19 protein-coding genes are annotated in these 24,634 nt (G+C 56.8%); 14 read left to right on the top strand and 5 right to left on the bottom strand.

Going from position 1 to position 24,634, the window contains the following annotated elements; translation table 11 throughout:
- Positions 1 to 6 precede the first annotated feature (6 nt).
- Together SSARUM_RS11180 and SSARUM_RS11175 are read right to left on the bottom strand one after the other, a co-directional pair.
- Positions 7 to 480 (bottom strand): MarR family winged helix-turn-helix transcriptional regulator, encoded by a 474-nt coding sequence (locus SSARUM_RS11180; protein ID WP_033634451.1) that lies wholly within the window; start codon positions 478 to 480, stop codon positions 7 to 9.
- Between the two features lie 66 nt (positions 481 to 546).
- Complete coding sequence (locus tag SSARUM_RS11175; protein ID WP_060418535.1) at positions 547 to 1,605, bottom strand: 2,5-dihydroxypyridine 5,6-dioxygenase; 1,059 nt, start codon at positions 1,603 to 1,605, stop codon at positions 547 to 549.
- Between the two features lie 326 nt (positions 1,606 to 1,931).
- Here SSARUM_RS11175 and SSARUM_RS11170 point away from each other — a divergent pair, with 326 nt between their 5' ends.
- The 5 genes from SSARUM_RS11170 to SSARUM_RS11150 all read left to right on the top strand — a co-directional run bounded on the left by SSARUM_RS11170 (position 1,932) and on the right by SSARUM_RS11150 (position 6,734).
- Positions 1,932 to 3,083: an FAD-dependent monooxygenase gene (locus SSARUM_RS11170; protein WP_060430007.1), complete on the top strand. Its 1,152-nt coding sequence runs from the start codon at positions 1,932 to 1,934 to the stop codon at positions 3,081 to 3,083.
- Positions 3,080 to 3,874, top strand: coding sequence for an alpha/beta hydrolase (locus SSARUM_RS11165; RefSeq protein ID WP_033648242.1), 795 nt, complete (start codon positions 3,080 to 3,082; stop codon positions 3,872 to 3,874). The genes SSARUM_RS11170 and SSARUM_RS11165 overlap by 4 nt, the downstream gene beginning before the upstream one ends.
- Positions 3,875 to 3,889: 15 nt before the next feature.
- The gene (locus tag SSARUM_RS11160; protein WP_015377793.1) at positions 3,890 to 4,642 is read left to right on the top strand and encodes a maleate cis-trans isomerase family protein; all 753 of its coding nucleotides are present in this window, start codon (positions 3,890 to 3,892) and stop codon (positions 4,640 to 4,642) included.
- A gap of 9 nt (positions 4,643 to 4,651) precedes the next feature.
- Positions 4,652 to 5,281, top strand: coding sequence for an N-carbamoylsarcosine amidohydrolase (locus SSARUM_RS11155; RefSeq protein ID WP_033648241.1), 630 nt, complete (start codon positions 4,652 to 4,654; stop codon positions 5,279 to 5,281).
- A 142-nt stretch (positions 5,282 to 5,423) separates the two neighbouring features.
- The gene (locus SSARUM_RS11150) at positions 5,424 to 6,734 is read left to right on the top strand and encodes an MFS transporter (RefSeq protein WP_033655189.1); all 1,311 of its coding nucleotides are present in this window, start codon (positions 5,424 to 5,426) and stop codon (positions 6,732 to 6,734) included.
- Positions 6,735 to 6,805: 71 nt separating this feature from the next.
- On the opposite strand, the gene dcp is transcribed toward SSARUM_RS11150, so the two are convergent.
- Positions 6,806 to 9,007 (bottom strand): peptidyl-dipeptidase Dcp, encoded by a 2,202-nt coding sequence (gene dcp / locus SSARUM_RS11145; protein WP_033634447.1) that lies wholly within the window; start codon positions 9,005 to 9,007, stop codon positions 6,806 to 6,808.
- Positions 9,008 to 9,323: 316 nt separating this feature from the next.
- Here dcp and SSARUM_RS11140 point away from each other — a divergent pair, with 316 nt between their 5' ends.
- The 9 genes from SSARUM_RS11140 to SSARUM_RS11100 all read left to right on the top strand — a co-directional run bounded on the left by SSARUM_RS11140 (position 9,324) and on the right by SSARUM_RS11100 (position 20,957).
- On the top strand, positions 9,324 to 9,599 hold the full coding sequence (locus SSARUM_RS11140; protein ID WP_140367555.1) for a hypothetical protein: 276 nt from the start codon (positions 9,324 to 9,326) through the stop codon (positions 9,597 to 9,599).
- Complete coding sequence (locus SSARUM_RS11135; RefSeq protein WP_125460888.1) at positions 9,596 to 9,883, top strand: E492 group microcin; 288 nt, start codon at positions 9,596 to 9,598, stop codon at positions 9,881 to 9,883. Before SSARUM_RS11140 ends, SSARUM_RS11135 begins: the two co-directional genes overlap by 4 nt.
- An 82-nt stretch (positions 9,884 to 9,965) precedes the next feature.
- Entirely contained in the window at positions 9,966 to 11,492 is a 1,527-nt protein-coding gene (locus tag SSARUM_RS11130; RefSeq protein ID WP_140926715.1) for an MchC protein, read from the top strand.
- Between the two features lie 18 nt (positions 11,493 to 11,510).
- On the top strand, positions 11,511 to 11,951 hold the full coding sequence (locus tag SSARUM_RS11125) for a toxin-activating lysine-acyltransferase (protein ID WP_033634445.1): 441 nt from the start codon (positions 11,511 to 11,513) through the stop codon (positions 11,949 to 11,951).
- 27 nt (positions 11,952 to 11,978) lie between these two features.
- Positions 11,979 to 15,785 carry an AMP-binding protein gene (locus tag SSARUM_RS11120; RefSeq protein WP_060430003.1) on the top strand — a complete coding sequence of 1,269 codons (3,807 nt, stop codon included), beginning with the start codon at positions 11,979 to 11,981 and terminating at the stop codon, positions 15,783 to 15,785.
- On the top strand, positions 15,785 to 19,930 hold the full coding sequence (locus SSARUM_RS11115; protein WP_060430001.1) for a non-ribosomal peptide synthetase: 4,146 nt from the start codon (positions 15,785 to 15,787) through the stop codon (positions 19,928 to 19,930). The genes SSARUM_RS11120 and SSARUM_RS11115 overlap by 1 nt, the downstream gene beginning before the upstream one ends.
- A 244-nt stretch (positions 19,931 to 20,174) precedes the next feature.
- Positions 20,175 to 20,435: a hypothetical protein gene (locus SSARUM_RS11110; RefSeq protein ID WP_049196799.1), complete on the top strand. Its 261-nt coding sequence runs from the start codon at positions 20,175 to 20,177 to the stop codon at positions 20,433 to 20,435.
- Positions 20,436 to 20,459: 24 nt separating this feature from the next.
- Positions 20,460 to 20,627, top strand: a complete 168-nt coding sequence (locus SSARUM_RS11105; protein WP_154067229.1) for a hypothetical protein — start codon at positions 20,460 to 20,462, stop codon at positions 20,625 to 20,627.
- A 42-nt stretch (positions 20,628 to 20,669) separates the two neighbouring features.
- Entirely contained in the window at positions 20,670 to 20,957 is a 288-nt protein-coding gene (locus tag SSARUM_RS11100; protein ID WP_025302730.1) for a hypothetical protein, read from the top strand.
- 184 nt (positions 20,958 to 21,141) lie between these two features.
- Here the strand turns inward: SSARUM_RS11100 and SSARUM_RS11095 are convergent, their stop codons facing one another.
- Positions 21,142 to 23,241, bottom strand: coding sequence for a peptidase domain-containing ABC transporter (locus SSARUM_RS11095; protein ID WP_033648237.1), 2,100 nt, complete (start codon positions 23,239 to 23,241; stop codon positions 21,142 to 21,144).
- Positions 23,234 to 24,520, bottom strand: coding sequence for an HlyD family secretion protein (locus SSARUM_RS11090; RefSeq protein ID WP_033648236.1), 1,287 nt, complete (start codon positions 24,518 to 24,520; stop codon positions 23,234 to 23,236). The genes SSARUM_RS11095 and SSARUM_RS11090 overlap by 8 nt, the downstream gene beginning before the upstream one ends.
- Positions 24,521 to 24,634 lie beyond the last annotated feature (114 nt).

The raw sequence follows: 24,634 nt of genomic DNA, 5'->3' as shown, positions 1-24,634 counted from the left end.
GGCGAATCAGCCGGTGGGCGGATCTTCCAGCATTTTATTCAGCAGGAATATCAGCGCTATCCGTTCGGCCGGGTTGAGCGTGCCGAACGTCAGCTCTGTGATTTTCGCCGCCTGCGGCACCGTTTCCGTCAGCAGCACGGCGCCGGCGTCGGTCAGGCCGACCACCACCTTGCGCCGATCCACCGGATCCGGCGTCACCGTGATCAGATCGCGCGCCTTTAGCCGCTCGACGATGCCGCGTATGGTGGCCTGATCCACCGCCGTCACCTGCACCAGCTCGGTCAGCGAGCTCGGCCCCATATCGCGCACCGCGCACAGGGTGATGAACTGCACCGCCGTCAGCTGCGAATCGCCGACGTTTTGCTGAAAAATCGCCAGGTGGCGCTGATAAACCTTGCGCAACAGGTGCCCGACTTGCTCGGTAAAATGATAATTTTCGGGTTGGCCGCTCACGGCTGACGGGTATTCGGGGGGCGTCATTGCGTTACTCTCACCATCTATGGAATTCACGAGAATAGTACAAACCCCCGCCGTTGGCAGCAACGATTAAGCCCGACGCGCGCGCGAGGCCTCCGGCGCCACCACTTCCCCATCCGCCACCACCGTTTGCCCGTCGAGGCGGATGTCGCAGCGGCGCAGCGCGATGTCCATATGGCAAGGCGTTTTGCGCGTGCCGCCCACTTCGGTATTCGGCCCGGTGGAGAACAGGAAGTTGCCGTAGAACGCGCGCGCGTCCATGCACATGCCGTCGTTCTTGTCGTGCAGGCCCATCGCCGTCCACTGGGCGCGCGGCTGCAGGCCCCAGCCGATATGCGAGATGCCGTACACCTCCGGATCGTCGAAGTATTTCATGTATTCGCGCAGGTATTCCGCCTCGAAGCCGCCGTGAATGCGGGTGACGAAGCCTTGTTCGATCTCCAGCGTGATGCGTTCGCGCGCGTAGCTTTTAAACGGCAGCAAGATATCGCCGACCTCCAGCACCAGCACCCCTTCCGCCTGCTCCTCATTCGGCCAGGTGAACAGGAAACCGCTCGGCCAGTGATCCCAGCGCCCCGGTTCATCGGCATAGCCGTACTCGGTCACCGTCGGGTATTGCCCGAGCGGCGCGCGGAAATCGCTGCCGGCGGCGGAGGTCACCTGCATCAGCTTCGCATGCTCCAGCACGGCGGCGGCGGCCAGCACCCGCGCCTTGTCTTCCGCGTTAGGCAACATGCGCGCCAGCACCTCCGGCGGCTCCACCGCCAGCAGGATGCGGGTGCCGGTTTTCAGGATCTGCTCCTGCTCCGGCGAATGCAGCAGCATCATGGTATCGACGATCAGGTCGGCGGCTTCCAGCGCACGCTGCGCCGCCAGGTTGCCGGTCAGCGCGGTATCGCCGCAATAGGCGGTCATGTCGTTGCCCATCGCCCGCGGATGGTTGAACGCCGGCAGCTCGACGGCATACACCCTGGCGCCCAGCCGCAGCGCCGCGTCGGTCGCGGCGCGCACCGTGCGCGCATCGGAATAATGGCTTTTCAAAATCGCCACGCTCTGCGAAGCATCGACCTTCGACAGCGTAAGCACCTGCTCGAACAGCTGTACCAACTGGGTTTCATTGACCGCCATGGCCTGTCTCCTGTCTCGTCAAGGGTGTCCGACGCCCGCAAGGCGGCGGTGATTTTTCAAACAATTTAAAGCGAACACACTCATTTTTATCTAAGTCAAAAAATCAAAGGAAAGCAAGCTGCGAATATCCACCATAAGAAAGTCCTATTTCATCCCTTGTCAATCCTGTGATTAACATGAGTTTAACAGTAAAGCGCTGTCAATTAGCGTGAGCAAGATCTGATTTAACACTTTTGCAACTTTGCGTTATCTAGTGCATACACTATAAATCGATCGTCCAGCCATGCGTTGGACCTACGCTGAAAAAGCCAACAGACAGGGGAAACATGATGAGCAAACAACCACGCATCGCCGTCGTCGGCGCCGGGCTGGGGGGCGCCGCCGCCGCCGGGCTGCTGCAAAAAGCCGGCTTTACCGTCGATCTGTATGAACAGAGCCCGGCGTTCTCGCGCCTCGGCGCCGGCATTCACATGGGGCCGAACGTCCTGAAGATTTTCCGCCGGCTCGGCATTGAGCAGCGGCTGGAGCAGATGGCGTCTCATCCCGATTTTTGGTTCAGCCGCGACGCCGAAAGCGGCGACTACCTGTCGCGCATCGAACTGGGCGGCTTCGCCCGCCGGGAGTACGGCGCCGCCTATGTGACGGTGCACCGCGGCGATTTGCAGGCGTTGCAGCTCTCCGCGCTGCAGCCCGGCACCCTGCACTTCGGCAAATGCCTGAGCAAGATTGAAGATCGCGGTGACGAGGTGGTGCTGAACTTCGTCGACGGCACCTCGGCCCATGCCGACATCGTGATCGGCGCCGACGGCATCAACTCGCGCATCCGCGAACATCTGCTGGGCGCCGAAGCGCCGATCTACAGCGGCTGGGTGGCCCACCGCGCGCTGATCCGCGGCGAGAAGCTGGCGAAATACAACCTGACGTTCGAAGACTGCGTGAAGTGGTGGTCGGCGGACCGCCATCTGATGGTCTACTACACCACCCAACGGCGCGACGAGTATTACTACGTCAGCGGCGTGCCGCACCCGGCCTGGGATTTCCAGGGCAGCTTCATCGACAGCAGCCGCGAAGAGATGTTCGAGACCTTCGCCGGCTACCACCCGATCGTGCAGGCGCTGATCGAATCCAGCGAACAGGTCACCAAATGGCCATTGCTGAACCGCAAACCGCTGCCGCTGTGGAGCGAGGGCCGCCTGGTGCTGCTCGGCGATGCCTGCCACCCGATGAAGCCGCATATGGCGCAGGGCGCGGCGATGGCGATCGAAGACGCCGCCATGCTGACCCGCTGCCTGCAGGAAACCGGCCTTGGCGACTACCGCACCGCCTTCCAGATGTATGAAGCCAACCGCAAGGAGCGCGCTTCACGGGTGCAGGCGGTGTCCAACGCCAACACCTTCCTGCGCACCCAGGAAGATCCGGCCTGGGTCTACGGCTATGACCTGTACGCGCAAGCGCTGAAATCGGAGAACGCCGCATGAGCACTTTCCTCTACGGCGCCCACGTTCACGCCAACGGCATTCGCCAACACTACCTGCGCTACGGCGGCCACGGCCCGGCGCTGATCCTGATCCCCGGCATCACCAGCCCGGCGATCACCTGGGGTTTCGTCGCCGAGCGGCTGGGGGAAAAATACGACGTCTACGTGCTCGACGTGCGCGGCCGCGGTTTGTCGTCCAGCGGCCCGGAACTGGCTTATGACGCGGAGACCTGCGCGCAGGACGTCAACGCCTTCGCCGCCGCGCTGAGCCTGGACAGTTACGCCCTGCTCGGCCATTCGATGGGCGCCCGCTTCGCCCTGCGCGCCGCCGTTTTGCAGCCTGCCGGCGTGCGGCGGCTGGTGCTGGTCGATCCGCCGGTTTCCGGCCCCGGCCGCCGCGCCTATCCCGGCCAATGGCCGTGGTACGCCGACTCGATCCGGCAGTCGCTGCCGGGCATGAGCGCCGAGCAAATGCGCGCCTTCTGCCCGACCTGGAGCGAAGAGCAGCGCCGGCTGCGCGCCGAGTGGCTGCACACCTGCTACGAGCCGGCGATCCAACGCGCCTACGACGATTTTCATCAGGTGGACAGCCACCGCGACTACCCGCTGCTGACCATGCCGACGCTGCTGATGGCCGCAGGCAAAGGCGGCGTCATTCACCCCGAAGACCGGGCGGAGATCCGCGCGCTGCAGCCGGAGATCGCCATCGTCGAGGTCGAGAACGCCGGGCACATGATCCCGTGGGACGACTTCGACGGCTTCTTCCGCGCCCTGGGCGATTTTCTGGATTAACTGAGGAACACCGACATGAGCAACCACTACCGCATCGGCCAGATCGTGCCCAGCTCCAACACCACGATGGAAACCGAGATCCCGGCGATGCTGGGCGCGCGCCAGCTGATACGCCCGGAGCGCTTCACCTTTCACTCCAGCCGCATGCGCATGAAACACGTCAATAAAGAAGAGCTGGCGGCGATGGACGCCGAGTCCGATCGCTGCGCGCTGGAGCTGTCCGACGCGCGGGTCGACGTGCTCGGCTACGCCTGCCTGGTGGCCATCATGGCGATGGGGCTGGGCTACCACCGCGAATCGCAGGCCCGGCTGGCGCAGGTGACGAAAGACAATCAGGCCGCCGCGCCGGTTATCAGCAGCGCCGGCGCGCTGGTCAACGGCCTGAAGGTGATCGGCGCCAAACGCATCGCGCTGGTGGCGCCCTACATGAAACCGCTGACCCAGCTGGTGGTGGACTACATCCAGCACGAAGGCATTGAGGTCAAGGTGTGGCGCGCGCTGGAGATCCCGGACAACCTCGAAGTCGGCCGGCACGATCCGGCCAGGCTGCCGGGGATCGTCGCCGAGATGGATTTACGCGAGGTCGATGCTATCGTGCTGTCCGCCTGCGTGCAGATGCCTTCGCTGCCGGCGGTTCCGACGGTGGAGGCCCAAACCGGCAAGCCGGTGATCACCGCCGCCATCGCCACCACTTACGCGATGCTGACCGCGCTGGAGCTGGAACCGATCGTCCCCGGCGCCGGCGCCCTGCTGTCCGGCGCCTATTGAGGAGGCAGAATGAACGACACCCTCAGCGACAACTACCGCGGCGTCTGGGGCCAGCGCATCGGCTTCGGCCGGCGCCCGGCGCTGCTGGCGATCGACTTTATGCAGGCCTACACCACCGAAGGCGCGCCGCTGTTCGCGCCGGGCGTGGTGAGCGCGGTCGAGGAGAGCCGCGAGCTGCTGGCCTGCGCGCGCCGCACGGGAATTCCTGTGATCCACACCCATATCCGTTATCATTCAGGCCATTTTGCCGATGGCGGTCTGTGGGTCAAAAAAGCGCCGGTGATGAAGGACATGGTGGCGGGCAACCCGCTGGCGGCGTTCTGCCCGCCGGTGGCGCCGCTGGCCGATGAGGTAGTGCTGAGCAAGCAATACGCCAGCGCCTTCTTCGGCACCGCGCTGGCGCCGCTGCTGGTGGCGCAAGGGATCGACACGCTGCTGATGATCGGCTGCTCCACCAGCGGCTGCATCCGCGCCAGCGCGGTGGACGCGGTGCAGCACGGCTTTCGCGCCATGGTGGTGCGCGAGTGCGTCGGCGATCGTCACCCCGGCCCGCACGAAGCCAACCTGTTCGATATCGACAGCAAATACGGCGACGTGGTGCACAAACGGGAGGCGCTCGACTACCTGAACCGGTTATGAGTCAAGGATTCACCTGCAACGACAATAACGAAGGCGCAGACAGCGCCTCACGCGACCGCCCGAAACAGGGCGGCGCCCATGCAACGCAAACACAACAGGCGCCTCCTGCGGAGGCCAACACGCACCACCTGGAGACAACATCATGGCCATTGTCGACACCCCGCTGGCGGGGAAAGCGGACGCAGAATCGCTGCTGCTGTACCGCAAAATCACCTGGAAACTGATCCCGTTTCTTTGCCTGTGTTACCTGGCGGCCTACCTCGATCGCATCAACGTCGGGCTGGCCAAGCTGCAGATGGCCGACGCGCTGCAGCTGAGCGAAGCGGCCTTCGGCCTCGGCGCCGGGCTGTTCTTCGTCGGCTATATTCTGTTCGAAGTGCCGAGCAACCTGATCCTGCAGCGCGTCGGCGCCAAAATGTGGATCGCCCGCATCATGATCACCTGGGGACTGTTGTCCACCGCCACCATGTTCGTCACCACGCCGACCCAGTTCTACGTCATTCGTTTCCTGCTCGGCGTGGCGGAGGCCGGTTTCCTGCCCGGCGTGCTCTTTTACCTGACGCTGTGGTTCCCGACCTATCGCCGCGGCCGTATCATCGCGCTGTTCATGATCGGCCTGCCGCTGTCCAGCGTGATCGGCGGGCCGCTGTCCGGCTGGATCATGGGCCATTTCGACATGCTTCACGGGCTGCACGGCTGGCAATGGCTGTTTTTGCTGGAGGGCATTCCCAGCGTGCTGTTGGGCGTGCTGACCTTTTGGCTGTTGCCTAACACCTACCAGCAGGCCAAGTGGCTGACGCCCGAGGAGAAACAGCGCATCGCCGACGATCTGGCGCGCGACGACGCCGAGGCCGATCACGGCAAGCACAGCTTCCGCGACGGCTTCTTCAACCTGAAAGTCTGGATGCTCGGCGGCATCGACTTCGCCATTCTGCTCAGCGCCTACGCCATGGGCTTTTGGATGCCGACCTTCATCAAAACCGCCGGCGTCACCGACATCACCACCATCGGTTACCTGACGGCGATCCCCAGCGTCGCCGCCCTGCTCGGCATGTTGCTGATCGGCAGCAGTTCCGACCGGCTGCGCGAACGGCGCTGGCATATCATCGTGCCGTTTATCGTCGGCGCGCTGGCGATGGCCGGCAGCACCTTCTTTACCCACAACGCGCTGGCCACGGTGCTGCTGTTCTCCATCGCCCAGGCGGCGATCATCGGCGCGGTGCCGGTATTCTTCAGCCTGCCGGCCACCTTCCTGCGCGGCACGGCGGCGGCGACCGGCTTCGCGCTGGCCTGTTCGCTGGCCAACATCGCCGGGCTGGTGAGTAATTCGCTGATGGGGCTGGCGCTGGATCTGACCGGCAAGAGCGGCGGCGCGCTCTGGGCCTTCGCCGGCTGCCTGCTGCTCAGCTCGCTGCTGGTAGTGGCCCTGCCGGCCAAGGTGGTGAACCGCTGAATGTCGACCAAGCCAAAAAGACCAAGGGCGCATAACGCGCCCTTTTGTTTGCTTACCGGGAGTGGCCGAACTTACTCGTCCTTCAGCCCGCGGTTGATCAGCATCGGTTCGATGCTCGGCTCTTTGCCGCGCCAGTCGATGTACAGCTTCTCCAGATCCTGGCTGTTGCCGCGCGACAGGATCATGTCGCGGAAGCGCTGGCCGTTTTCGGCGGTCAGGCCGCCGTGTTCGGTGAACCACTGGAAGGCGTCGTCCGCCAGCATTTCCGTCCACAGATAGGCATAGTAGCCCGCGGCATAGCCGTTACCCCAGATGTGCTGGAAGTAGCTGGAGCGGTAGCGCGGCGGCACGTAGCTGAGATCGACCTTGTCTTTTTGCAGCGACTCGGCCTCGAACTTGTCCACGTCCTGCTGCGGCTGATCGGCGGTCAGCATGTGCCAGTGCATGTCCAGCAGCGCGGCGGACAGCAGCTCGGTCATGCTGTAGCCCTTGTTGAACTTGTCGGCCTTCTTGATCTTGTCGACCAGTTCCTGCGGCATCGCCTCGCCGGTCTGGTAGTGCTTGGCGAAGTGGCTGAACACTTTCGGATCGCTGACCCAGTGCTCGTTGAACTGCGACGGGAACTCGACGAAGTCGCGCGCGGTGTTGGTGCCCGACAGGCTCGGGTATTCCTGATCGGCAAACATGCCGTGCAGCGCATGGCCGAACTCGTGGAACATGGTGATTACGTCGTCATACGACAGCAGCGCCGGCTGGCCCGGCGCCGGTTTGGTGAAGTTGGCGACGTTGTAAATCACCGGCTTGGTGCCGTTGAGCTTCGACTGATCGACGAAGTTGCTCATCCAGGCGCCGCCGCCCTTGTTGTCGCGCTTGAAGTAGTCGGTGTAGAACAGCGCCAGCGACTTGCCGTCCTTGTCGAACACTTCGTACACCTTGACGTCCGGCTGATAGACCGGGATGTCCTTGCGCTCCTTGAAACTGATGCCGTACAGCAGGTTGGCGGCGTAGAACACGCCGTTGTTCAGCACGTTGTTCAGCTCGAAGTAAGGCTTGATCTGCGACTCGTCCAGATCGTACTTGGCCTTGCGCACCTGTTCGGCATAGAACTGCCAGTCCCAGGCCTGCACCTTGAAGTCGCCTTTCTGCTGGTCGATCACCGCCTGAATGTCTTTGGCTTCACGCTCGGCGCGCGCGGTGGCCGCCGGCACGATGTTGCGCATAAAGCTCAGCGCGGCATCCGGCGTCTTGGCCATCTGGTTTTGCAATTTCCAGGCGGCGTAGTTCGGGTAGCCCAGCAGCTTGGCCTGCTCGGCGCGCACCTTGGCCAGACGGGAAATGGTCTGGCGGGTATCGTTGCCATCGCCCTTCTCCGCACGAGTCCAGGAGGCGTCGAACAGCGCCTGGCGGGTGTCGCGATCTTTCAGGCTCTGCAGCAACGGCTGTTGCGTGGTGTTTTGCAGCACCAGCAGCCACTGTTTCTCCAGCTTGCGTTCGGCGGCCGCCTGGGCCGCCGCAGCCAGCTCGCCTTCCGACAGGCCGTCCAGCTTCGCCTGGTCGGTTATCGCCAGCGCGCCGTTTTTGCTCGCCGCCAGCAGCTTGTTGGTGAACTGGGTGCTCAGCGTCGCCGCTTCCTGGTTCAGCGCCTTCAGCTTGGCCTTGTCGGCGTCCGATAGGTTGGCGCCCGCCAGCTCGAAGTTCTTGTAGGTCACTTCCACCAGCCGGCGCGACTCCGGATCCAACTTCAGCGCGTCGCGATCCTGATAGATGGCCTTGATGCGCGCGAACAGCTTGCCGTTGAGCATGATGTCGTCGTTCAGCGCCGCCAGCTTCGGCGAGGTTTCTTCATCCAGCTTTTGCAGCGCGTCACTGGTGTTGGCCGAGGTCATGGCGCCGAACACGTTCATCACCCGCGTCAGCAGCGAACCAGCCTGCTCCAGCGCCACGAAGGTATTTTTGAAGTTGGGCTTGGCCGGGTTGTTGGCGATCTTCTCCACCTCTTCCCGCTTTTGCTTGATGCCCGCTGCGATCGCCGGCGCGTAGTCGCTCTCCTTGATCAGGTTGAACGGCGGCGCCTGGAACGGCAGACGGCTTTGATAGAAGAACGGATTTTGAGTCTTTTGCTTGTCGTGCTGATTGGCTTCACCGGTCACGTTAGCCTCCTTCGCCTGGCCGCTGGGCAGTGCGCTATGGTCGGCATGAGGTTGGGTTTCTGCTGCCTGTGCCTGCGAGCCCAGCGCCATGCCGATCGCCAGCACCAATGTGGATAAACGCATCAAATCGAAACTCCTCCATGTTCACGGAATAAGGTCTCGGGGTATCGCTCCCTCTGAGTCACCTCCTAGCTTAGGTGCAGTTGGCAGTTTGAGCAAAAACAAGTGATTAGAAGTTAGCCGCCTCGCCGGCCGCTGCCACAAGCTCCAGTGACATCTTTGTTTTTTATCACCAATATATAGTCACATAATGTAATTAGTTTATAGGAAATTAATTCAATGCCATTGATAAATAAAGAAGAATCATAAAATACCCTGTTGACTTATCAGGTTACTCAATGTAACTTGATGTAAATTTTGATTAATGGAGCTAATCAAATTGCAGCTTATAACGGAAATAGTTCTTATTGTCATTTTCATCCTCATTATCAGTGCAACTTATAAAAACGCGAAGAAAAAAGGCTTGCGCACGTACCATATCGTCATGCTGTTCTTGATATTCCCCCTTGCCGTATTTTTAGACTACTGCCGGCAGCGCCAAGCGATCCTTTTGGATACGGCCGCCCTTAAAATCACGGCAATGTATGGTTTGTCGATGGCAGTTATTTTTTCGCTTGTGTTATCTATTACCTCTCGCAAGAAGGAGCTTAAATGAGAGCCTTAACGGAAGTTGAGTTGTCATGTATTAACGGTTCTGACGGCAATGATTCTTATAATCCGACTTCACTTATTGTCGGTAGCCTGAGCACAATAGCGAAATTGCCCACCCCCGTATCATTAGCCGTGGGCGTGGGCACGGAAATCGCTATTCAGGCCGCACCGCACATGCCGGTTAACGTTGCTATTCCACAGGTTCCCATGGGCCCAACATGGAATGGCAGTGGCGGTGGTCGCCCTTCACCGTCGTCGTCACTTTCAACACCGGATTCTTCAAATTAAAAAAACGTGGGCCTTATTATCCCTTGAAAAATAAGGCCGATACTTAACTTGCCCTGCGCCCATAAAAATAACGATTAAAAAAATGAAAAACCTCGCCATGCTTCACGAAAGCTTGATTCCTTTTGTCGCAAAAAAGACAGGTTCTCAATTACTCTGGCACAACGAATTAAGCCCTGCCGAGCAGGACGAACTGAAAAATGAGGCCAGCTATCTCATCGAAGAAAATAATCGTCATGCTATTTTTGATGACGGCACGCCGCTCTTAAACGATGAAAAAGTCTTTTTCGCCGAACGTTATGGCGGCGGGGCTATTTCGCGCAACGGCGGTGGCGCACGCTGTGGCTTTGATGGGCTATGGCAGGTTAAAGGCATCGGAGCCAATGCGTTAGTCGGTCAAGGGGCAAAGCATGTCGATGGCGAGTTGACAATGACCGGCGCAGTATTGGAGGCATTGTGGGGAAACGTCATGGCCAAACTGCTGCCTTATGGCGCCGTGCCCAATAAGGCGATCTTGCTGACCGACAACCCCATCGCCACCCTCTCTCCTGCATCGGCGGGAGATGTCCATAACCGCAAGGCGTTGCTGGTGCGCGAACCCGTCGTGCGCCCTGCACATTTTTGCCGCGCGCCCTACTATCATCCTCATGATGCGATGCAAAGGCAGCCTTCGGATATTGAGCGGACCGAAAAACTCATTGTCGCCGCACCGTCCTTTCTGCCTCGTCCCTCTGAGTTTGACGCTGTGCGCTGGTTGGCATTGCCGCAGGAAGAACGAGCATTCTACGGGCTCTGCGAGCTTGCCCGGCGCCTTGCGACGCAGATAGCTTACTGCCGTACCCGCCATTTGGTGATGATGACCTCACCCTCCAATTGCGATATGGCCGGCAGGCTGCTGGACTTTCATGGTGTTCGCAGCGTTTTTCCCGCAGAACGTCGAGATCCCGGCCGCAGCTACATTCAGCACAACAAACTCAACGAAGACGCCCCTTTGTTGCTGAGAGGCATGCAAGATCTCGCTTTTTATTTAGCCAAGCATCAATTTGGCCCGGCATTTCTCGCGGCAGCGCACCAAGGCATCGGCGCGGCCTTTAGTATGGCCTACAAGCGAGCCTGCCTGCTGGATAATCTCGGTATGGCGGGTTTTGCCCCTGCATTTTTACAACGCCTGCCTCTCACCGCCGAATGGTTCGCCTTAGGCGAACGCTTGCAAAAAATGTTCGATTTGGCTCCCGGCGTCTTTAGCCGTCGACAAGGTCTGGGCCAGGGGAATGCTCATCCGGCGATTGCCCTGTTGCATCGGCTCATCGACTCGCCCGTAAGGGTTTCCGCCGAACAACAGGGTACGACAGCGGAGGAGAAATTTTCTCTGGCATTCCAGCGGTTATACGCGAAGTACCTTCAGGAAACATCAGCGGATCAAACCGCCGCCGGATTACAACAGGTGATGAAGCAGACCGTCACCCGAAGGTTGGGCTCCCGCGCGTTCATGCGCCGTGAAGTGATTTTTCAAGAAATTGCCGGCTGGCGCGGTGAAGTCAGCGAGATCAGCGAACAGTTGCAAACCTATCTGGATCGTTTCGAGCGCCAGGCGATCAACGTATTACAATAATAACGCTGAGGATATTTCGTGAGTTTTATCAAAGAAAACCAGCAGGGTAAAAGTAAGTTCAGTCAATACGAGAGCCTGGGCTTCGCCGTTAACTGTATGCTGATGAATAAAAATTACAGTTTGTACCATATAAAAACGTTGCAGCTATGGACTCAGGAAGCGATTAATCAAAACCAATTCAAAATATTATTCGACCATTTGGATAATCCGTTAGGATATATAACCTGGGCCTACCTGAGAGATGAGACGCTGGGTCGATTTATTAACGATCCGCAGTTTCTTCTCCATACCTCAGAATGGGATGAGGGCGGCACGCTGTGTATTTTAGATTTTTGCTGCAAGCCAGGCAGCGCGCATTTATGTTTGGAACACCTTAAAACAGTTCACCCAATCGCAGAACGTCGCACGGTTGTATGGCGTTCCCGCCGAACGGGCAAACTGATGACGGTAAAAAAATAAAGAAAAATAAACATCAGGGATGAGCCGATGAGCAAGCATCAACTATTGGATTCACAGGCGGGATTTTACTACGGCACCAAGATCGGCGATGACAAATCGAGCTATAATATCGCGGAATATGTCGAAATAAATCACACTCTCGATATCGCAAGAATGAAACGTGCCATTCATCGCGTCATCAGCCAAACGCCGACGCTGCACGTTCTGTTTGATGAAGATAACGGTACGCCTTATCAATATCCCGTCACCGCCAACATCTCAGTGGAATGGGTAGATCTTTCGCAGCGCGCCAACAATATGGCCACCGCTATCGAATTAATGGAAGCGGATACCAAGCGCCCGTTCTCGTTGAACGCTGCGCCGTTATTCAGACAAAAAATCATTAGACTGGGTGAGCAACGCTTTCTGTGGTATTTCTGCAGCCACCATCTGCTGCTTGATGGTTACGGCACTTATTTGCTGATCCACCAAGTGGCACAGGCCTACCGAGGCCAAACGCAGCAACCGCAAGACGTACCTGCGATCGATGCCTTGCTCAGGGCTGAATCTGAGTATAAACAGTCAGCCGCCTATCAAGCGGACCGACATTTTTGGCAAGCAGCCAGCGCCTCACTGCCAGACCCGATGACATTAGCCTGCGCCAATATTCCCTCGGGACAAACGATCCGCCATGTGACGTCGTTGCCCTATCCTGCCGAGCGCCTTGCGCTGCAAACCGAGCACCCTTCTTGGCTGGCGCGCACTTTCGTGGCAGTGATGGCATATTTGTACTTGTGTACCGGCGAGAAACAGCAAACGATCGGCGTCCCAATGATGGCGCGAACAGACTCCCTGACGAGGCAGGCGCTGACTTGCAAAACCAACGTTGTTCCTTTGACGCTCGATATTGAGGACACAGCCTCATGCCGACAGTTGGCGCAAACCATTGAACGCATGCTCAGGCAACTCAAAAAACATCAAGCGTTCCGTTACGAAGAGATAAAAAGTCTGAGGAGCGTCACCAGCCGCTCGCCGCTGTTCAACATCGTGGTCAATATCATTCCCTTTGAAGCGGCAGCCTCATTTTCTTCCGCGCAGCGCAGCGAAATCCGTAATTTACGCTCAGGAGGCGCGCAGGATCTGGTGTTCAACATGCGTCCCGATCTCGATAACCAAACGCTTCGGCTGGAGATCGATGCCGACTCAGGGCTTTACGATGCGGCCAGCCTGGTGCGGCACAGCCAGGGGATACAGACCTTGTGCGACTTGCTGTATCACGACCCGGAAAATCTTTCCGTCGCGGCATTGCGACAACGTTTCCCGCTCTCGCTGCAGGGTAAAGCAGCCAACGAGAACGTGGTCGATATAATGCAACGTATCGATCGTGCCGTCGTTCAAGCGCCGCAACGCACGGCGATCCTCACGCCCGCACACGCTTCGTTGTCGCTAAGAGCGCTGTCTTATGCCGTTTTGCAGCAACAGTGGCGTGCGCTGGCCGATACCCTGGCCCCCGCCCGTGCTGCATACACCGTGCTGTTGCTCGACTTGCCGCAAGGGCCGGAAGCCATCATCTGCATGCTTGCTGCGCTGCAGTTGAAAATGCCGTTCGTCAACCTGAATGCCAAAGGGGATGGAGCGGCTCATCGTCAACTGCTTGAACAGTTTAGCGACGCTATCCTGATTACCGATCGCACACTTCCCTCCTTTCATTCCGAACCTGACGCATTGGCGCATTGGCGCGCATCGACACTCGATATGCCGGCGGATTTCGCGCACTTCACCGTGTTTCGCCGGCAAATAGCGGCAGAGGTGCCGCCATTCCCGGCCGGAACCGGCTATATCATGTTTACCTCCGGCTCGACGGGAATGCCTAAAGGCGTGATAGGCGCCCGACATGCTCTCAACGTTTTTGTCGATGCGGCGATAAAATGCTATGGCATTCAACCGCATGAACGCGTGTTGCAATTTGCGCCCTTGCATTTCGATGCGTGCATTGAAGAAATTTTCATGACGCTGGGTGCCGGCGCCCACCTGTGTATCGCCCCTGAGGCCGTCAAGCACAGTTTTGCCGCTTTCTTCACATTCTGCGCCGATCATCAAATCAGCCTGCTGGATCTGCCGACCGCCTACTTTAATGAGATGCTGTTCGCCTCCGGCGGCGAACAGACGCTGCCGCCGGCCGTCACGACCGTTATCATCGGCGGCGAAAGCCTTTCACCGCGAGCCAAAGAAAGCTGGTTCGCGCACTATCCCAAAGGCAGAAAGTTATTCAACTCCTACGGCCCAACCGAGACAACCGTGGTGGCGACGGTCGCCGAAATCAAAAACGATGGCGCCGCCGTGACGATAGGCGCACCGTTGGACGGTATATACACGGCGATCGTCGGCGAGGATCTCAGGCTGTTGCCGCTCGGCTGCAGCGGCGAATTACTGATAGCCGGAGCGACCGTCAGCCTGGGATATTTGCATCAGCCAACGCTGAGCGCGGAAAAGTTCGTCACCCTTGAGGTTAACGGCCATCCCATGCCCGCCTTTCGTACCGGCGATATCGCCTGCCAGCGCCAGGATGGGCAGTTGGTGTTCCTTGGCCGCAAAATTCGTGAAGCGAAAATCGCCGGGCAGCGCGTCAATATGGGTGAGATAGAAAGCTGTCTGGCCCGGTTGCCCGCAATTGTCGAAATTGCCGTGCTGGCCAAAAGCGGCGACGCGGGAACGGAACTGTACGCGCATTATCACAGCCGGCAGCCGCTCAGCGAGGCAATGCGCCGCACGCTGTATGGCGAACTGCCCAATGCACATATTCCTCAGCGCTTCGTGCATCACCCAACGCCGCTGGCCAAACTGGCTAACGGCAAGATTGATTATCGCACCCTGGAAAGACAATCCCGGCTGCCTGAACCCACACGGGAATTGCGTTCGACGACATTCAACACCCTGGTGAATGAGGTTTGGCTCGCGACGCTGGGCAGTGACGATGGCGACTTCTTCACGCTCGGCGGCGAGTCGCTGCAGGCCATAAAAATCATTAACGCGCTTAACGCCCACTGTCGGTTGGATCTGAACCTGAGCGACATTTTTGAACATCCGAGACTCGCCGATTTCTGCCGACACCTAACGCAGCTGGCCCATGCACGCTATGGCCTGGATCCGCAGCATCTGGACATCCGTTGCGCTATCGGCCGCCGCCTATCAACCGAGGCGCCGGCCAGCAGCCGGCTGTTTATTCAATCCCCCGAAGGCGCAGATGAACGACTTTTGTTGGCCGCCCTCGCCGACAAACACGGTGTGGACATTCTGTCACCGCAGGCGCTGCCGTTGCATGCTGAATGGCCGCTGAACGCGGCCATATTCAACGTACCGAACGAAGCCACGCAATATGCCAGCTGGCTTGATGCGCTTTCGGCCCTGCTGCTCGTCCTGCCCGGCCGAGTTAACTACATGATCTTTATGCATGATACAGCCGGCGGCGCCAGACTCACGCAAAGCCTGCTGCGCGATTTTCGGCATGAGCGGCTGCTGTTGCTGCATAAAACCGATTCGCGCCGCCAAGCCATCGACGCCGGCGTTACTGAGTTGATAGCCTTTTCCGCGCGGCTTGGCTATTTCCCGCACATCCGGTTCGATACGGCCAATGAGCGATTGAACGGCTGCGTACTGAGGATCTTCGGCTTCGATGATGGCGAGAATATCGATCATCGCGCCGCCTTCACAATGGCACAGCGGAGAAACCCGGGAGTGCAGTTGTGTAGCTTGTCGCATTGGCTGAATTTGATTTCCGCCCACAGCGACAAACGCCCGAATAAAAGCGGTCGAACAGGGAAAGCTATCGACGTCAACATAGAAGGAGTGCACTGATGAGCGTCATCGGCCTGATCAATCTGATGGAAATGGCGAAACAGGGAGCAACATTCGGCGAGCTGTCGCCTCGACGCCAAACCATTGAGCATGTCGACGCCGCCGCCCTCAGTGCGGTGCAGGAAGACATCACCGCATTTTTATCTGTCTGTACGCCAGATAATGCAGTGCGAGACACCGGGGAGAAGCCTTGTTACACCGTCAATCACTACGCGGGGCAATACCTGTGGCTGTATGAAAACTTCACCAAGAACAGCCCGCTGTATAACATTCCGATCGCCAAAGAGATCCTGGGACCCTTTGACCCCACGCGTTTGCTCGCCGCGCTGAAAAAACTACTCAAGCGGCACGGTGCGCTTTGCGGCCGCTATCGGCTAGACGGGGAAGCCATCACCGTTGACATCGTGCATCCTGATGAAACCATTTTCGAACACAGTCTCGAGGACATCAGCGGGCAGAATAGTGAGGAGCAGCAAAAAAGTATGCTAGCGGCGCTTAACGCCCAGTGCACGATTCCGTTTGATCTCGGTGCCGAGTATCCCCTGCGCTGCCGGATCTTGAGAAAGAGCGCGCAGCACCACTATCTGTTCTTGACTTTTCACCATTGCGTGGTCGACGGCTGGACGGCCAATTTGCTGGTGGATGAACTGAGCCGTGGCTATCACGCGCACGAAGAGCATTGCCATTATGACAACGGCCAGGCGTTTTTCCGCTACCTTGAAGACCCTTTCCTCGCCGTCGCCAATGTCGATGACAGCATGGCGTTTTGGCGCGATGAACTGGATGGTGCGCCGGAAAAACACGCGCTTGAATACGATATCGCCATCACCGCGGCAGGAAAAACACAGAATATCGTCAGAACATCGCTGACGAACGAACTGCAGTCGGCTCTGGCCCAGTTAGCCAAACATAACGGTACGACGCTGTTTACGCTGTTGCACTCCGCCTTCGCGTTACTGATTGCCAGAGAATCTGCGACGGATCGCGTGGTCATCGGTAGCCCGATCGCCAACAGGAACGAGCCAACGTTAAACGATGCCGTGGGCAGCTTCGTCAACACGATCGCTCACCAATTTATCATCACTGGCGACGACAGTTTCACCGCGCTGCTGCAAAAGAACGCGAATAAATTTGCGCGCGCTTTCAAACATCAGGGTTTGCCATTCTCTTACCTGGTTGAACAACTCAAGCCCACGCGCGGCAAGTTTCACCCCATTTTTCAAATCATGTTCGTCTGCCAACATCGCAAAAGCAATGAGCTAAATGTTGGCGGTGCGCAGGTTAACACCCTGCCGAGAGGCTATGCGCCGCCCAAGTTTGATCTGGTTCTGGAAGTGATTTCCAGCGCAGAGGGCATTCAGTTGGAATGGCAATACAACGCCAAGCTGTTTACGCCGGAGCGCATTGATGGATTGGCGCAAGCTTACGCATTGCTGCTGCAGCAAATTGCCTGCGATCCCTCGCGGGCCGTCGGCCACTATTCGCTGGCGTCAATGGCCGATAACCGGCAATTGCGTCAGCTCTCCATCGGACAGGCAATGCCGGCATTCTTGCGGCAACCTCTTTCCGATCGGCTGTTACGCACTGCCCACCAGCATGCGGATCGCCCGGCGTTGTACGAGGGCGATAGCGTATGGCATTACGATCGACTGTTGCGGCACGCCGGCCTCGTGGCGCATTGGCTGATCGCCCATACCGCCCCAGGCGCGCTCATCGCCATCGATCTTCCACGCGGCGCTCATCAAGCTATTGCGGCGCTCGGCGTGATCCTCGCCGGACGCGCCTACTTGCCGTTGGCCGAAGGATTGCCGGATGCCCGCGCAGCGGCCATTATGCGGATATCAGGTTGCGCCTGGGTTTTGAGCAACCAGGCTCACCATCGCGCCCGCTATCCGCAGACTACCCGCATTCAAGATCTGGAGGCGCTGTTTTCCCCTCATGTCACAGACACAGCGACCTTCCCGCCAGGCGAAGCGGAAGCGCTCGCCTATGTCATTTATACGTCGGGGACGACCGGCACGCCAAAAGGTGTGGCTATGGAACAGGGTGCCGTCACCAATACCTTGCTGACCATGAACCGACAGTTTAACGTTTCTCATCGTGACAACGTATTGGCGCTCGCCGATCTGGCCTTCGATTTATCGGTCTATGACCTGTTCGGCAGCTGGCTAGCCGGCGCATCGGTAACGGTGCTATCGCCGCATGAAGCGAAAGAGCCGTCAGCATGGCTAAATGCGATACGCCAGCGGCAAATCAGCATCTGGAACTCGGTTCCCGCCATCTTGCAAATGCTGGTGCAATATTGCGCACAAGAAAACATCCTGTCGCTGCCTCAACTGCGGCATATTTGGCTGAGCGGCGATCGCATCTCTTCGCGGCTGATCGCCGAGGCACATCGGCTTTGCCCCAACGCCACCATCACCAGCCTTGGCGGTGCAACCGAAGGGGCAATATGGTCAATTTATCATCCGGTTACACGAGATACGCACTACAGAAACGCCATCCCCTATGGAACCGCATTGCCAAATCAGAGCATGTGGGTGTTGGATGAAAAACTCGAGCCGTGCGGTTTCGGCGTTACCGGCGACATTTATATCGGTGGCGTTGGGGTTGCCCGCGAGTATTGGCGCGATAGCCAAACCACCGTCGGCAGCTTTGTGCTTTTCCCAACCACCGGAGAACGCGTGTACCGCACCGGCGATCGCGGCCGTTGGCATCGCAGCGGTTACATCGAGTTTCTCGGCCGCGAAGACCAACAGGTGAAACTGCAGGGTTTTCGCGTCGAATTAGGTGACGTCGAATTCGCGCTCAAAAGCAGCGAGCTGGTCGCTGAAGCGTGTGTCGTCTGTCGCGATGAAACCGGGAACGGCACACCGCATCTGGAGGCTTACATCACATTGACCGAGGCGGGGAAAACCTGCATTCAAGCAGAGCAAAGAATACGCGAGCTGGTTACGGCCGCATTGCCCACGTATATGGCGCCATCCCGCTATCATCTCATTGAACGTTTCCCACTTTCACGCAACGGCAAATTGGATCGCACCTTGCTATCGCCAGGCACCGAACGGAGTCAGGCCAGCGATGTTGCACCCGCGGCGTCCGCGGAACTCATGCTGCTACGAGAGCTGTTGGCGAATACGTTAGGCTGTACCCCAGACAAGATCGACCCCCATGCCAGCTTCTTCAGCAATGGCGGCAGCTCGCTTTCCGGCATCACGTTTTTGGGCAACATCAAGCGCGCCCTTAATGTGGAATTAACCCTGGCGGAAATCCTTGGCTACTCACAGCTCGATAAACTTGTCGAGCGTCTGCGCGCGAATGCGCCCCTGCCGTTATCGATGCTGTCCGGCTCAGCCGATCGCCCCTCTCTGCCCACCTTGTATTTGGTGCATGGCGCCGGCGGCCAGGTACATCAATATGCAAAGTGGACAAAACAGCTTTGCGCCTGCGCCAACATCATTACCATCGCCAGCCCGGGGTTGGCCGCGCCAGGCGCAGACGACACACTCACCCTGCAGCGATTGGCCGCCTCCCACTTGGCGGCCATACCGCGTGCCAAACGCGACACGGCCGTTATCGCCGGCTGGTCATTGGGTGGCCAATTAGCTGTCCATATGGCGGCGCTGGCCACGGAACAAGGCGCGCCCTTTGCGCATGCGGTGGTTGTCGACAGCGGTTTTCCCGCCCAGCAGCCCGCAGTGAAGCGACGTTTCAGCGTGGCCCAAAGTTACCTCAGTCTGTTCGACTCCCTCGGTATTGCGCGCCATTTGTGTCGGCGTCAAGAAACGAATGCGATAGACAGCTTCGCCAACGAGATAAAAATGCACTATGCGCTGAATCAGAGCGTGCTTGCGGAGAAGATCACGCTGGAACATGCCGAAACCTTCTGTTGGGCGCTGAAAAAATCGTTCGAACTAACGAATAACGCCGGCCCCCTGCCGCAGATAGCGATACCGCTAACGCTTTGGCTCAGCCAGCAACGTCAGCGTAAACACCCCCATCTTGCACAACGCTGGGAGATGCAATCCTCGCATAGCGTTCAACTCAGTTATTGTGCAGAAACGCATTACAGCATTTTAAACAACGCTCAACTTCTTCGAGCGCTGACGCAATTGCTGCACGCGTTGTCAACATCATTGGAATAACGCGAGAAGATACCCCCTATCAATCAAACCTATCGAGGCACTGATGAAATTACCAAGCAGTTGGATTTTTTTGTTCTGCTTTTACTACACATTTATGGATATTTTTTATTCTTTATTTTTTTCCGAAGACAGGAGGTTTACCAGCACAATCATTCAATCCTTTATCTTTTCAACCTTGCTAGTGGCATTTTTCTGGTATCGGAAAACTGCAAAAACCAAAAACCAATAATATAAGGAAGTCATTATGAGAGAGCTTACACTTAATGAAGTGAACTTTATCGCGGCAGCTGGGGATTTCAGCTATGCAGAGTTGGGCGGTGCAGTCGCTGCCGGCGCGGTTGGTGGAGCGATGACCGGCGCCATGGCTGGCGGCGTCGGTGCTGGCCCAGGCGCTGTTGCCGGTGCCGTTATCGGTGGTGCCGCCTATACCGCTGGCAAAATGGTGGAGTCCATGTTGGGTGGCAATAAACAAACATCGACGAACAATCCTGCCGACAGTAACTAATGCAGGAAGATTCGTATCCATCATATGAAAAGATTATTCATTATATTGTTCGCCATTTTAATCGGGCTTGTTGTTGGCGCGATTGCGGATTATTTCAGCCTCAATCGTTTCTTGAAATACGCCCTTATCGCCTTTGCCGTTATCGCCACGCATAAATTGCTCAATAGCGATCGCGGGCGACGCTCAGCATGATCAACGTGGCTTATTTTAAAATTTAATTACTAAGGAGCAAGTATGCGCAATCTTACCTCTGAAGAATGTTCAATCATTTCCGGTGCAGGAGATCGCAGCGGTACATTGACGGTTTCCGCAGAAACTGTCGGCGCAGCGATCGGCGGCGGCATCGGCTCTATCGGTGGCGTGGCGGGCGGCGTTGTCGGCACTATTGTCGGCGGTGCTGTCGGTAACTATGTCACCGGCGATCGTGCCCCCGGCTCAGTTGGCCCATCAGGCATTCCCTGGGGCGGGAGCAACGGCGGCGGTACCATGTGGGGGAACAACAACAATACCGATTCGAACTGATCGGGGCCCTGCAAGCCTCGCGGTTGACCTCAGCGGTTAACATTGGCTTCAGCGCCTAAAGCGTCACATCATGCCAGGGTTATCATTGTGATAACCCTTTTTTCATGGGTTCACCGCAGGATGAGTGCGCGGTTGAAGTAGCGGAAATATCGGGGTGAAGAGGCCAGGTAAAGCGAAGCTGACATTACCCGAGTCGAATGACTCTATCCGCAGAGGCAATCGTCGACGGACGGTGCGCAATAATCACGCGGGTAATGTTCAGTTGTGAAATAGCGCGGTTAATATGTGTTTCATTATCTAGATCCAGGTGGCTAGTCGCTTCGTCCATAAACAGAATGCTGGGGCGACGATAGAGCGCACGGGCTATCAATAAGCGCTGTTTCTGCCCGCCAGAAAGGCTCCCCCCCAGTTCGCCGATCAATGTTTCATAGCCCATCGGCATGTTTTGAATATCATCATGCATATTGCAACGTCGTGCGCACGCCTCAATACGCTTCAGATCCATTTCGGCATCAAATCCTGAAATATTTTCAGCGATAGATCCCGCCAGCAGCTTGTCATCCTGCAACACGCAAGCGATACATTGGCGATAATTATTAACGCCAATGTTGCTGATATCCATACCGTCGACCAGCACGGCCCCTTCATCCGGCGACAGCAACCCACACATTAACTTCATCAACGTGGTTTTACCCGCGCCGGAGGGACCGACAATCGCCACGCTTTCTCCCGCTGCAATGCTGAGATTCAAATCCGCGATAATGGGTTTCGCCAAGCGATCATACTGGTAGCGCAGATTCCGCACCCGAAGCTCCGCGGCTTTGCCTTTTGTGAAGAGCTGGCGCGCGGGCATTTGCGATTCCGGTGACGAAAGCACAATGTCCGCCACCCTTTCATTATGCAAACTCAGCATTCGCAGCTGAAGCATCATGTCGATCAGGCTGCTGGCACGCTCCGAAAACTGCCCGCGGTAGGCGTTAAACGCGATAAACATGCCGATCGTCATTTGATTGTCTATGACCAATGCCGCGCCTAGCCAAAGGATGATCACCTGATCGCAGGTGGCGATAAACGCCCCCAGGCCGCCAAACATCATGTTTAATTTGGTCAGCTTGATACCGGCATTGATCGTTTCTACGTTTAGATTCAGCCAATACTGCGAACGGGTTTCAGATAACCCCAGCGCCTTTAACGTACTGACGCTATACAACGTTTCCATGAAATGAGACCCGGCTCGTGCCCCTTTCACCAACTGCTCTTCCGACAGCTGCCGATAATATTGATAGGTCGACAACCTGAGAATAACGTATATCGCCGTAAAGCCGAGCACCACCCAAACCAACCAGCCGCCATAGAGCAGCATCATGATAAATACGCCTACGGACATGATGCCATCAATAATACTGCTGACGATGCTGGTAGTGAAAGTCGCTCTTATCGTATCCAATGAGCCGAAACGGGATTGAATATCACCCAACTTGCGCTTCTCAAAGAAGGAAAGCGGCAATTTCATCAGATGATCGAACACTCCCGCCTTCCACTGCACGTCTATCAACGCGCCCATGACGATAGAGATCCACGAGCGCAACATGGATACGCCGGTACGGAATAAAATAAAAAACAGCAATCCTATGCATATCAGCGCTAAAAGATCATGATCGCCGGCCAGAATCACATGGTCCATGACCAACTGCGTACCGACGGGCAACAGCAGATTAACCGTTTCAATCACGATCGACAGACAGAAGATCTTTAGCAAGGCCCCCTTGAGGCCGCGCACATTGCTCATCAGTTTGCGAAAACGCAATCTGCTTTGCTGTTTGATCGGCTGAAATTCACTGTCTGGCCACAGCTCAAGCGCTACGCCGGTAAAATGCCGCGACAGTTCATGCAACCCCAGCACTTTACGGCCAAAGGCAGGGTCATGGATCACCGCCCGCCCTCGGCTGACACTGACAAGCACCACGAAATGCTTCATGTCCCAATGCAGAATACAAGGCATTTTCAATGCCTTAAGTTCATCGATATTCAGCGATAACGCTCTGGATTGCAGTTTCAGTGCGCTCGCGATGTCAATCAGCGCGGACAGCGTCGCCCCGCGTGAAGAAAAGCCGTAGCGGCTGCGCAGATTAAACAGATCGATTTGCAAGCCATGGTAATGGCATACCATCGCCAGACTGGCCAGCCCACATTCCGAGGCTTCAGTTTGCAGGATCTGCGGCACTTTGCGGCGCAGCGACAAATTGAGTTTGCCCTTTAGCGTGTCGAAATAAGATTCAGTCATTGATTGGCCCCATCAGGCTGTTTTTCATATCGTAGAAAGGCGAGAACATCCATTGATATAAAGGCCTTTTTTCCAGAAACAGCGTGGATTGAGCCCGCATGCCGTTAGTGAGCTGCAACGCCTTGCCCTGGTAACTGATATGCGTTTCATCCAGGGAAACGGTGACCTTGTAATAAGATGCCGTTTGCGCGTTGGGCTGATGCACGGGAGAACTGCTGTAAGTTGACATTTCTTGCATGGAGGCCGGCACATAAGCGATGCTTTCTATCCTGCCGGGAAACTGGCCAAACTTCTCATAGGGGAAAGCATCATAACGAATGTTGATGGCGTCCCCCGCTGAAACATAAGGCACACTGGCGTTCGGCAACCATAAAACTAGCTGATAAATCGCGCCATTACGTGGAATAATCTGTACCAGACTGTCACCGCTATTGACCATCTGACCCGGGGTAACGCTGAGAGATTCAATGCGGCCATCGCTCGGGGCGTTCACGATCAATGCGCCGCTGGCATCGGCTTCCGCTAACTGCCGTTGCAAATCATTACGCTGAAACTGGTACTGTGAAATTTGATTATCGAAATCTGCCGCGCGCGTAACGATGTCGCTTTCCAAATTCGTAATTTGCAACGATTCCTGAATGTGTTGGCTATGCAGGTTTTGGAACAGACTTTGTTGTTGATAAAACGAATAGGTTTGTCCGCTAAGCTGATCTTTGGTAATCAGACCGCGCTGCTGATATTCCTTATAGGAACGCATGTTGTCCTGAGCAAATGCCACCCCTTCTCGTGCGTTATCCAACAGCTGTTTGGACTGCATGTGCGCCAATTCATACTGTTTTTTTTGCGCGCGTAGATTTTCCAGCGTCATGCGCTTGTTGTCTTGCAACTTAAGGATGATGCTGTCAACGTGTTTTAACTGGTTTTCCAGCGCCAGGCGCGTATTGGCGCTCACTTTCCCGTTATCCGTCACCCGGCTGACATCAATCTGATAAAGACGCTGGCCTTTTTTAACCACGTCGCCCACTTCGACGAAGCGTTCCGAGATAAAACCCTGCTGGGGTGCAAACACATTGACTGAGCGGGGGAAGGTGGTGATTTCACCATAAACATTAATGCGGCGCGTATAATGACTGAATATAAGAAAAGAGAGGAAAACAAGAATAAATAAAAACGATAAAAGACCAAAGCACCAGGCGGGCAAGCCGTTTATCAATAAGGCCTTACCCGCCCATTTCGCCCGCTGATGATCCGTGGCTTCCTGTCGAAACAAATCACGCATGAAATCCCTTTCCAGAAATAAAGCTCAAGCCAATCCTGGCTCGTAAAATGCAGAAGTACACCGAAAAAACAGCAACAGTGATTAAAACAAGCCTGTTGCTTTTTAAGCAGCGAT

Source organism: Serratia sarumanii, from assembly GCF_029962605.1.
GTDB lineage: Bacteria > Pseudomonadota > Gammaproteobacteria > Enterobacterales > Enterobacteriaceae > Serratia > Serratia sarumanii.
The sequence above is the reverse complement of the archived record's forward strand: the minus strand, read 5'-3'. Positions and strand labels throughout refer to the sequence as shown.

Excerpts from the sequence above, each read along its gene's own strand:
- SSARUM_RS11180 (WP_033634451.1), bottom strand. The coding sequence starts at position 480 with ATGACGCCCCCCGAATACCCGTCAGCCGTGAGCGGCCAACCCGAAAAT.
- SSARUM_RS11175 (WP_060418535.1), bottom strand. The coding sequence starts at position 1,605 with ATGGCGGTCAATGAAACCCAGTTGGTACAGCTGTTCGAGCAGGTGCTT.
- SSARUM_RS11170 (WP_060430007.1), top strand. The coding sequence starts at position 1,932 with ATGATGAGCAAACAACCACGCATCGCCGTCGTCGGCGCCGGGCTGGGG.
- SSARUM_RS11165 (WP_033648242.1), top strand. The coding sequence starts at position 3,080 with ATGAGCACTTTCCTCTACGGCGCCCACGTTCACGCCAACGGCATTCGC.
- SSARUM_RS11160 (WP_015377793.1), top strand. The coding sequence starts at position 3,890 with ATGAGCAACCACTACCGCATCGGCCAGATCGTGCCCAGCTCCAACACC.
- SSARUM_RS11155 (WP_033648241.1), top strand. The coding sequence starts at position 4,652 with ATGAACGACACCCTCAGCGACAACTACCGCGGCGTCTGGGGCCAGCGC.
- SSARUM_RS11150 (WP_033655189.1), top strand. The coding sequence starts at position 5,424 with ATGGCCATTGTCGACACCCCGCTGGCGGGGAAAGCGGACGCAGAATCG.
- dcp (WP_033634447.1), bottom strand. The coding sequence starts at position 9,007 with ATGCGTTTATCCACATTGGTGCTGGCGATCGGCATGGCGCTGGGCTCG.
- SSARUM_RS11135 (WP_125460888.1), top strand. The coding sequence starts at position 9,596 with ATGAGAGCCTTAACGGAAGTTGAGTTGTCATGTATTAACGGTTCTGAC.
- SSARUM_RS11130 (WP_140926715.1), top strand. The coding sequence starts at position 9,966 with ATGAAAAACCTCGCCATGCTTCACGAAAGCTTGATTCCTTTTGTCGCA.
- SSARUM_RS11120 (WP_060430003.1), top strand. The coding sequence starts at position 11,979 with ATGAGCAAGCATCAACTATTGGATTCACAGGCGGGATTTTACTACGGC.
- SSARUM_RS11115 (WP_060430001.1), top strand. The coding sequence starts at position 15,785 with ATGAGCGTCATCGGCCTGATCAATCTGATGGAAATGGCGAAACAGGGA.
- SSARUM_RS11110 (WP_049196799.1), top strand. The coding sequence starts at position 20,175 with ATGAGAGAGCTTACACTTAATGAAGTGAACTTTATCGCGGCAGCTGGG.
- SSARUM_RS11105 (WP_154067229.1), top strand. The coding sequence starts at position 20,460 with ATGAAAAGATTATTCATTATATTGTTCGCCATTTTAATCGGGCTTGTT.
- SSARUM_RS11100 (WP_025302730.1), top strand. The coding sequence starts at position 20,670 with ATGCGCAATCTTACCTCTGAAGAATGTTCAATCATTTCCGGTGCAGGA.
- SSARUM_RS11095 (WP_033648237.1), bottom strand. The coding sequence starts at position 23,241 with ATGACTGAATCTTATTTCGACACGCTAAAGGGCAAACTCAATTTGTCG.
- SSARUM_RS11090 (WP_033648236.1), bottom strand. The coding sequence starts at position 24,520 with ATGCGTGATTTGTTTCGACAGGAAGCCACGGATCATCAGCGGGCGAAA.